The organism is Campylobacter sp. TTU-622, assembly GCF_016598965.1.
GTDB lineage: Bacteria > Campylobacterota > Campylobacteria > Campylobacterales > Campylobacteraceae > Campylobacter_D.
Genome location: NZ_JAENKR010000058.1, coordinates 1 through 8,128, shown reverse-complemented (window position 1 = coordinate 8,128; position 8,128 = coordinate 1). Strand labels below are relative to the sequence as shown.

The 8,128-nt window shown below is 28.6% G+C and carries 9 protein-coding genes; 5 read left to right on the top strand and 4 right to left on the bottom strand.

Annotated features, from left to right (window positions below):
- Positions 1 to 997 (top strand): Cj0814 family flagellar-dependent secreted protein (locus JG677_RS05960; protein WP_234284646.1); only part of this gene is annotated, 997 nt, incomplete at its 5' end.
- A gap of 40 nt (positions 998 to 1,037) precedes the next feature.
- Here JG677_RS05960 and JG677_RS05955 read toward each other — a convergent pair.
- Together JG677_RS05955 and JG677_RS05950 are read right to left on the bottom strand one after the other, a co-directional pair.
- Complete coding sequence (locus JG677_RS05955; protein ID WP_200285671.1) at positions 1,038 to 1,631, bottom strand: cysteine peptidase family C39 domain-containing protein; 594 nt, start codon at positions 1,629 to 1,631, stop codon at positions 1,038 to 1,040.
- Positions 1,616 to 2,470, bottom strand: a complete 855-nt coding sequence (locus tag JG677_RS05950; protein ID WP_200285669.1) for a hypothetical protein — start codon at positions 2,468 to 2,470, stop codon at positions 1,616 to 1,618. The genes JG677_RS05955 and JG677_RS05950 overlap by 16 nt, the downstream gene beginning before the upstream one ends.
- 145 nt (positions 2,471 to 2,615) lie before the next feature.
- Here JG677_RS05950 and JG677_RS05945 point away from each other — a divergent pair, with 145 nt between their 5' ends.
- Both JG677_RS05945 and kcuS read left to right on the top strand, forming a co-directional pair.
- On the top strand, positions 2,616 to 4,760 hold the full coding sequence (locus JG677_RS05945) for a carbon starvation CstA family protein (protein WP_200285667.1): 2,145 nt from the start codon (positions 2,616 to 2,618) through the stop codon (positions 4,758 to 4,760).
- Entirely contained in the window at positions 4,744 to 4,935 is a 192-nt protein-coding gene (kcuS, locus tag JG677_RS05940; RefSeq protein ID WP_200169112.1) for a KCU-star family selenoprotein, read from the top strand. The genes JG677_RS05945 and kcuS overlap by 17 nt, the downstream gene beginning before the upstream one ends.
- A gap of 32 nt (positions 4,936 to 4,967) precedes the next feature.
- Here the strand turns inward: kcuS and JG677_RS05935 are convergent, their stop codons facing one another.
- On the bottom strand, positions 4,968 to 5,381 hold the full coding sequence (locus JG677_RS05935) for an acyl-CoA thioesterase (protein ID WP_200169111.1): 414 nt from the start codon (positions 5,379 to 5,381) through the stop codon (positions 4,968 to 4,970).
- Positions 5,382 to 5,443: 62 nt separating this feature from the next.
- On the opposite strand from JG677_RS05935, the gene ciaB reads away from it, so the two are divergent.
- Positions 5,444 to 7,306 (top strand): invasion protein CiaB, encoded by a 1,863-nt coding sequence (ciaB, locus tag JG677_RS05930; RefSeq protein WP_200285665.1) that lies wholly within the window; start codon positions 5,444 to 5,446, stop codon positions 7,304 to 7,306.
- Between the two features lie 70 nt (positions 7,307 to 7,376).
- The gene (locus tag JG677_RS05925; protein WP_200217665.1) at positions 7,377 to 7,679 is read left to right on the top strand and encodes an HU family DNA-binding protein; all 303 of its coding nucleotides are present in this window, start codon (positions 7,377 to 7,379) and stop codon (positions 7,677 to 7,679) included.
- 30 nt (positions 7,680 to 7,709) lie between these two features.
- On the opposite strand, the gene JG677_RS05920 is transcribed toward JG677_RS05925, so the two are convergent.
- A partial coding sequence (locus tag JG677_RS05920; RefSeq protein ID WP_234284645.1) for a hypothetical protein occupies positions 7,710 to 8,128 on the bottom strand: 419 nt, incomplete at its 5' end.

Here is an 8,128-nt window from a genome sequence, read left to right as displayed (position 1 = left end):
TAGTGTAGATAAAGATGGTTATATGGGAGAAGACTTTAATAAAGCTGCAGGATTACCAGATGATTTTAAAATACATAAATCTACTTTGGATGAGATAGAGAGAGTAGCTGAAAATGAACCTATAATTGTAGAAAAAAAAGAATATCTAGGTATAGATAAATACTATACAAACATAGATATGGCAGAAACGATAAAACAATATTATAATCTTTTCTCTAATGCTCTAAGTCAAAGCTTTCCAAGTGATAAAACAAGTTTCACTGAAGCAGATATAAACTCTATGCCTAGTGGGTATGCTATAAATGGATTTTATAATGGTTATGATATTTTTCAACATCCTGACTCTATAAGAAATAATGATATAGCTGTTAAAATCTTAGCTGATTATTCTAATGTTACAATTTCAAATGTATATAAAAATCAAGAGCAATTTAATGAAGCTAATGATATTTATTCTGATTCTGGTGGTCTAATAAAAGGAATTAAACCTGAAACTTTAGGTTTATCTTTAGAAGATCTAAAAAATATTAATCAAGGATATGAGCAAGAATTTAAACCTGATATGTCAGTTTATCCGCAAAATGAAGATGGGAGCTATCCTAAGGAAGCTTTGTTTATGAGTTTTTTAAAATCTCAAGAAGGACGAATTTTATATAGTTCTAATACAACGCTTAATCCAAAAGTAGAAGGCTATAATAAAGCTATGGCTAAGGAAAGTTTTAGTGGTCCTGGAATCAACATTGATAATATTATGACAGGCGAAAGTGACTTTAAAAGCTTTTTTAGATATTGGGCAGAGCGTGGTATAGCAGAAGAATATCTATATATGTATGAAAATGGCATATCTAAAGAATCTGTTATGGGTAATTGGGCTTTAGATGCTGAGATTAAACAGGCTATTAATAATGGCTGGAAAGCAAAACCTAGCACCATTAATTCCTATGCTGATTCTATAATGGATAGACTTAATAATCTTATAGGACAAACTAGGGTTTAGGAAGTAAATAAAAAGAAATTAATATCGCTTAATTGTGATATTAAAATCTAAAATGTTCTATTTCAAAATTTAAAGATTTGGGTAGATTGAGTTTGTAATCTTTGAGTTGTTTTTTAGGATTAACAACTAAAGCAAATCCACCTTTATTATACCTATCCCAAACACTATAAAATTCTCTTTTAGAACTGATATATTCTCCATAGCTTGGATCAAGTATTTGTAAATAATTACCTTTATGATTTATAATCACTACAAAATGTGGAAAGCGTGGATCATCTTCAATCTTTACTAAAATAGGAACAGATGTAATATTTTCTAAAATCTTTCTATCGACTTTATAAGATTTGCTTTCATAGCCAAGCTTTTTTACTGCATCATTTAAATCTGCAAAGCTTACCATATCTGTATAAAGCTTTTGATTGCCCATAGTTTTTAACAAGTCTAGTTCTGTTAAATTATTATCATCAAGTATATTGATAAGTGTAGCTAAAGAAGCAGCGCCACAAGATTCTTCATAATTTTGCCTTACAACTTTTTCATTTTTGATTTCTTGGTAAGACTTAACTACAAATTCTGCCTTTAAAAATAAAGGCAAAAGAGCAACTATTAATGCTATTTTTAGAATTTTTTCCACAGATTGATACCAAAAATTGCATCAGGAGCAGCAGAGCTTCCGCCTAGACTTGCACTGACTGAAATAGCTGTATCTTGATTGATACTATAAGTAGAACCACCACTAATTGTAGGGATTGATCTTAATTCTGAGTTTTTTATACCATTAATTTTTTGTGCCGTTTGAAATCTTTGCTCTGCTCCCAAATCTAAAGTAATTTTAGGGCTTAAGATAATGGATAGACTCCCGCCTGCATAAATGCTATTTCCATATTTTATTTTTGCAATTTTAAATTTTCTTGTTTGATTATAACCAAAACCTGTATAAATGCTATATACCACAGGATCGCTATATCCTCTTAAACTGGCTTCTAAACTTTGGGATTGAAAATAAAAGTTTTTAGTTTGCAAAACTGTTTTTTCTCTTTGAATGATTGCTGTTTGAAATTTAATCTGCGGAACAAAGTCAGCAATGCTTTCTCCTGTATAAATAAAGCCTATCCATAAAGAATCAAAATTTAAAGTATTTTTGCTTGTATAAGCACCTGAAATAATATTGTTATACTCTTGTCTTGCATAATTTCCACCACCTGAGATAAGTAAATCAAAACTAGGCGTAAGCGTATAAATAAAAGTTTGATTTAAATAAAGTTGTTTTGTATCATTCCAAACATTTAAATCCCCATTTATTCCTATATTTGGATAAAGAAAGTAAGAATGAGAATTTCCTGTGCTAAGAAGTGATAAGCTTGTAATACTTCTTAAGCCTATTTGCTTTTTAAATAAATTGTCTATATTTAACTCATCGCTAGCAAAAAGATAAGCATTTAAAACTATATAAATAAAAATAATTTTTCTCATTCTTTATCCTTTTAAAATATTGCCCAATTTTTAAGCAAAAAATATTTGTGAATTTTAATATTTTAAATTTTAAAAAAATTTAAATTAAATTAATATTTTATTAATTATAATTTAACGATTATCCAATAAAGGAGGATAAACAAAAATGGTTAATAAAATTTTATGGTTTTTTGTTGCCTTGCTTGGAGCTTGTTGTTTTTGCTATTTGGCTTTACAAAATGGAGAGAAAGTTTCAGCTCTTTATTTGGTTGTATCCGCTGTATGTATTTATATGATAGCATATAGATTTTATGGTCGTTTTGTGGCTTATAAAGTTTTAGAGCTTGATAGAAATCGTGCTACACCTGCAAGAGTTGAAAATGATGGACAAAATTTTGTTCCAACAAATAAAATTGTTTTATTTAGTCACCAATTTGCAGCTATTGCTGGAGCTGGTCCTTTAGTTGGTCCTGTTTTGGCTGCTCAAATGGGTTATTTGCCTTCTATGATTTGGATTTTAATTGGTGGAGTTTTGGCAGGTTCTGTGCATGACTTTTTAGTTCTTTTTATTTCTATGAGGAGAAAAGGTCGTTCTCTTGGTGAAATGATAAAAGATGAGATGGGGAATTTTACCGGTGCTGTAGCTATGATAGCTATTTTTGGAATCATGATTATTATCATTGCTATTTTAGCTATGGTTGTGGTAAAGTCTTTAGCAAATTCTCCTTGGGGTTTATTTACTATTGCTATGACTATTCCTATTGCTATATTTATGGGTATTTATATGCGTTTTATTCGTCCTGGAAAAGTAGGCGAGACTTCTATTATAGGTTTTGTACTTTTAATTTTAGCAATTCATTATGGTAGTGTTGTTGCAGCAGATCCTTATTGGTCTAAATTTTTTACTTTTGATGCTCCAACATTGGCTTTTATGATTATGGGCTATGGGTTTATTTCATCACTTTTGCCTGTATGGTTCTTTTTGGCGCCAAGAGACTATCTTGCTACTTTTTTAAAAATTGGTGTTATAGTCGTAATGGCTTTGGCTATTGTGATTGTTATGCCTGATTTTCAGATGCCAAAAATTAATTATCAGTATCTTGATGGAACAGGTCCTGTTTTTGCTGGATCGATTTTTCCTTTCTTGTTCATTACTATAGCTTGTGGTGCCATTAGTGGATTTCACGCATTAATTTCAAGCGGAACAAGTCCTAAAATGCTTGAAAATGAAGAGCACGCTTTATTGGTTGGTTATGGCGCTATGCTTGCTGAAAGTGCTGTGGCTATTATGGCTTTAATTTGTGCTTGTATTTTACATCCTGGAATTTATTTTGCTGTAAATTCCTCTTCGGCTTTAATAGGGAATGATTTAGTAAGTGCTGCAAAAATTATTAGTGATTGGGGATTTAGTGTAACACCGCAAGAAATTATGCAACTTACTAAAGATATAGGAGAGCAAAGTATATTATCAAGAACAGGGGGAGCTCCAACATTTGCTTTGGGTGTTACTTTGATTTTGCATAAAATTTTTGGTGGAGTTGAATTTATGGGCTTTTGGTATCATTTTGCTATTTTATTTGAAGCTTTATTTATTTTAACTGCTGTTGATGCTGGAACTAGAACTTCTAAATTTATGGTTCAAGATATTTTAGGAAATATATATAAGCCTTTAGGAAATACTCATAATTATTTTGCAGGAATTTTAGCTACTATTTTAAGTGTAACTTGTTGGGGTTATTTTTTATATCAAGGTGCGATAGATCCTAAAGGCGGAATTTATACTTTATGGCCGCTTTTTGGTGTAAGTAATCAAATGTTGGCTGGAATGGCTTTACTTTTAGTAAGTGTAATACTTGTTAAAATGGGTAAAAGAAGATTTCTTTGGGTTACTTTGGTTCCAGCTTGTTTTGTTTTATTGGCAACTCTTTATGGTGGAATACAAAAGGTGTTACCTTATGAAGAAGGAGCCAAGGTAAGAAATGTAGTAAGCCATATAGCTACTGCTCAAATAGCCAATAAAAATATAGAAAAATTAGAAAATGAACTTTTAGAATTTAAATCACAAAAAGTAAATTCAAATGAAAATGAAAATAATTTTGCCCAACAGATAAAAGAAAAAGAACAACAAATTTCTAATTTATCTCACGTCGTTTTTGGAAATATTTTAGATGCTGTTTTATGTATCTTTTTTATGCTAACTACTTTACTTGTTATTATCTCTTGTATAGGAATTTGTATAGGCAAGATAAAAATTCCATTAAAAGAAAGTCCTTATATTAAAATTAGTTCTTTAAATGTTAAAGAAAATTAAATTTTATTATGAAAAAGCCGAAAGGTTTTTTCATCCTTTAGTAGGGCTTTCAAGTTATGATAAGTATGTAGAGCATATGAAAGAAAAGCATCCTAAAAAAACTCCCAAAACTAGAGCAGAGTTTTTTAAAGAATGCTTAGAAAATAAATATAATAGCAAATTAAGTAAATGTTGATAATTTTTTAGGATAAAGTTTTATCATACAATTTAGGAATTTAAAAAACCATGGATTTTCTTTAATTCTTCACTAATTGGTTTTTTATTACCTTCTCTATCGACACTTACATAGGTTACAATAGCAGAGGTTACGTGGATACAAGCCATGCAACCGAGCTTATCTACCCTTTGTGCAACAACTTCAACTTGAACTTTTATCGAGGTATTTCCAACTTTTAAAATTTTTGCATAACACGAAATAATATCACCTATAAAAACTGGTTGTTTAAAAACGACTTGCTCCATAGAAATTGTTACAACTCTTTCAGGGGAAAGTTCTCTAGCAGCTATAACTCCAGCTGTATCTATTTGAGACAAAATCCATCCTCCAAAAATATTGCCTGCAGAATTTGTATCTTTTGGCATTGCGACTATTTTAAGTTTTGGCTCTCCCATATCTTTCATTTTTTCTCCTTGATTTTTAATGTTTAATTATAATAGAATTTAAAACTATAAGGAGTAAAATTATGAATAATTTTAAAGAAGTGTTACTACTTGTAAAAAAACGAAAAGAACAAATTAATTCTTTATATGAGATTTTAGATAAAGATGATATTGGTCCTTATTTTGAATCTTTAATCAATTTAAGTGGTTTGAAAAAAGACAAAAATGCTATTTTAGCTATATTAAGACGTTTAGTAGATTTAAAAGAAGAAAATTTAGGAAAAGAATTAGAAAAAAATAATTTTAGCGAAGAAAAAATTACTAAAATAAAACATCTTTTTTATGATGAAGTAAGAAAATTTTATGAAAGAGAGCACCAAGAACTTATTAATGAAATTAAAAATAAAAAACTTTTAAATAATTTTTATCAAACTCTTATTCAAGGTGTTCATAATATAGGCTTAATTATTAATGATTTTGAAAGTTCTTGGACTAAAGAGATTATAGAAAAAAATAATAAGATTTTATCTTCAATGTTTAAAGATCTTAATCTAGCCTTGGAATTTTTAAAGCAAAATAAACTCTATCAGGTTGATAGAAATGGTCAAATTTGCGAAAGAAGTTATGGGGTTTTGGTTAGAATTGGTCAAATTTGGAGATTTGTTCCTTATGCTAAATTCTTTGAAAATGAAATTTTAAGACTTGAATTTGCATTTGATTCTATGATAAATGAGCTTAAAACTTTTGCAAATTCAAATGAAGAATTTGCCTATATTGAATATCTAATAAAATTAAAAATTGCTTTTTGCGAAAAGCGAGAAAATAAAGTTATAGAGGCTTGGCAAAATGCTGAGCTTGCTTGGATGGAAGTAAAATCACCTTTGCAAATTGGTCATCCTTTAGAGTATTATGAAGATAATTATACCCACGCTGTAGCACTAGAATGGGATATTAGATTGCAAGATGAGAGTTGTTTTGATGTAAATGAATTTATCAATCAAATTAATACTAGTTTTGAAAAAGTTTGTAAAAATATCAATTTAAATAATAATGATTTAAAAGCTGAAGTTTTAAATAATATTAATAAAACCCAGCTTTATATATGCACTCCTATGATTTTTTATGGAGCAGAGCTTAGAGGACTTTTTTCTGCACAAGTTGTTCCTAATGATGAATTTGTAAGTGCTAAATCGGGAAAGAAGATTTTTGCTTTTTTAAATTTTGTTTATGAAAGTGCTAAAAGCAAACCTTTTATGAAAATTTCAAGTGTAATTTTTGAAAAAGATTTTTTAGATTATGGAAGAGAAATTCTTTTTTTTAAAGAAGAAATTTGGAAAAAGGTTTATGAGATTTCTACCATAGGACATGAGTTTGGCCATATTTTCTTTATAGATCAAGAGAGTGAAAAACTTATGAATCAGAGTGGATATTTTAAAAATATAGAAGAATATAAAGCTACCACAGGAGGATTGATAAATTTTTTCTATCATGAAGTTGAAGAGCTTAAAATGCCGGTATTTTATGAACTTATTAAAAGATCTATTTCTTTAATTGCTTGGCAAGAGGTAGAAGAAGTAAAACCTTATTATACAGAGGGTTTGATTCATCTTGATTTGTTATTTAAAAGTGGTGTTTTGAGTTTTAAGGATGAAAAATTATTTGTTAATTTTACTTTAGAGTTTTATGAGAAATTTAAAGATTTAACTTTACAAAATTATCATAGTCTTGCTAAACACTATGCTCAAAAAAATGATGCTAAAGAATTTTTAAATCTTTTTTGCATTTTGGAAAATGGGATATTTTTACCTATAAATAAAGAGTGTAGAAATTTTGTTTTATATTATTATGATTTATATAAAAAGCTTGGAAATGAACTTGATGATAGTAAAGAGTTTGAAAAATATAAAGAGAAAGAGAAAAAAATAAAAAAAGATAAGAAAAATTAATGTTTTTTCTTGCTATTGCTTTTTAAATATGCTAGAATTAGGCTTTTTAATATTAAAAAAGGAGCTTTCCATGACTAAAGCAGATTTTATTTCTCAAGTTGCTCAACTTTCTGGGCTAACCAAAAAAGACGCAGGTGCTGCTACAGATGCTGTTATTGCGGCAATTACAGATTTATTAGCAAAAGGAGATAGCATTAGTTTTATCGGTTTTGGAACTTTTTCAACTACTGAAAGAGCAGCTAGAACAGCTAGAGTTCCTAGTACAGGTAAAACAATTACTGTTCCTGCCACTAAAGTTGCTAAGTTTAAAGTAGGAAAAAATCTTAAAGAAGCTGTTGCAAAAAAAGCAGGAACTAGCAAAAAGAAAAAGTAATTTTTAAGGCTAGATTTTCTAGCCTTTTAGTTACTTTTTAAGATCGAATTCAAAAGAAAAATTTGTCGATTTATTATTTTCTAATATATCAGCCTTAAAACGCATAATATCTTTTGTGCAAGCACTTAATCTTATTTTTCCTTCAAAAATATTGTCTTTTGTTTTATTAAGATTGATTTCTGTTATTCCCATAAACATATTGATTCCATAAATTCTAATTTTTAGATCGTTGTATATTTTATTTGATTTTATTTCCATTTTTAATTCATTTGTATTTAATGGTTTAATGGGCTTTGGATTGATAGAGACTATAATTTTTTCATCATTAAAATCATATATACAATCTTGAAGGTTTAAATCACAAGTATTTTTTTGAGTCATTAAGCCATTAGTTGCTAATCTTGTGTTATCTAGTATATAGAAGTCAAAAATAATATAAAGAATAATAA

Coding starts and splice junctions, on each gene's coding strand:
- JG677_RS05925 (WP_200217665.1), top strand. CDS start 7,377: ATGACTAAAGCAGATTTTATTTCTCAAGTTGCTCAACTTTCTGGGCTA.
- JG677_RS05935 (WP_200169111.1), bottom strand. CDS start 5,381: ATGAAAGATATGGGAGAGCCAAAACTTAAAATAGTCGCAATGCCAAAA.
- ciaB (WP_200285665.1), top strand. CDS start 5,444: ATGAATAATTTTAAAGAAGTGTTACTACTTGTAAAAAAACGAAAAGAA.
- JG677_RS05945 (WP_200285667.1), top strand. CDS start 2,616: ATGGTTAATAAAATTTTATGGTTTTTTGTTGCCTTGCTTGGAGCTTGT.
- JG677_RS05950 (WP_200285669.1), bottom strand. CDS start 2,470: ATGAGAAAAATTATTTTTATTTATATAGTTTTAAATGCTTATCTTTTT.
- kcuS (WP_200169112.1), top strand. CDS start 4,744: ATGTTAAAGAAAATTAAATTTTATTATGAAAAAGCCGAAAGGTTTTTT.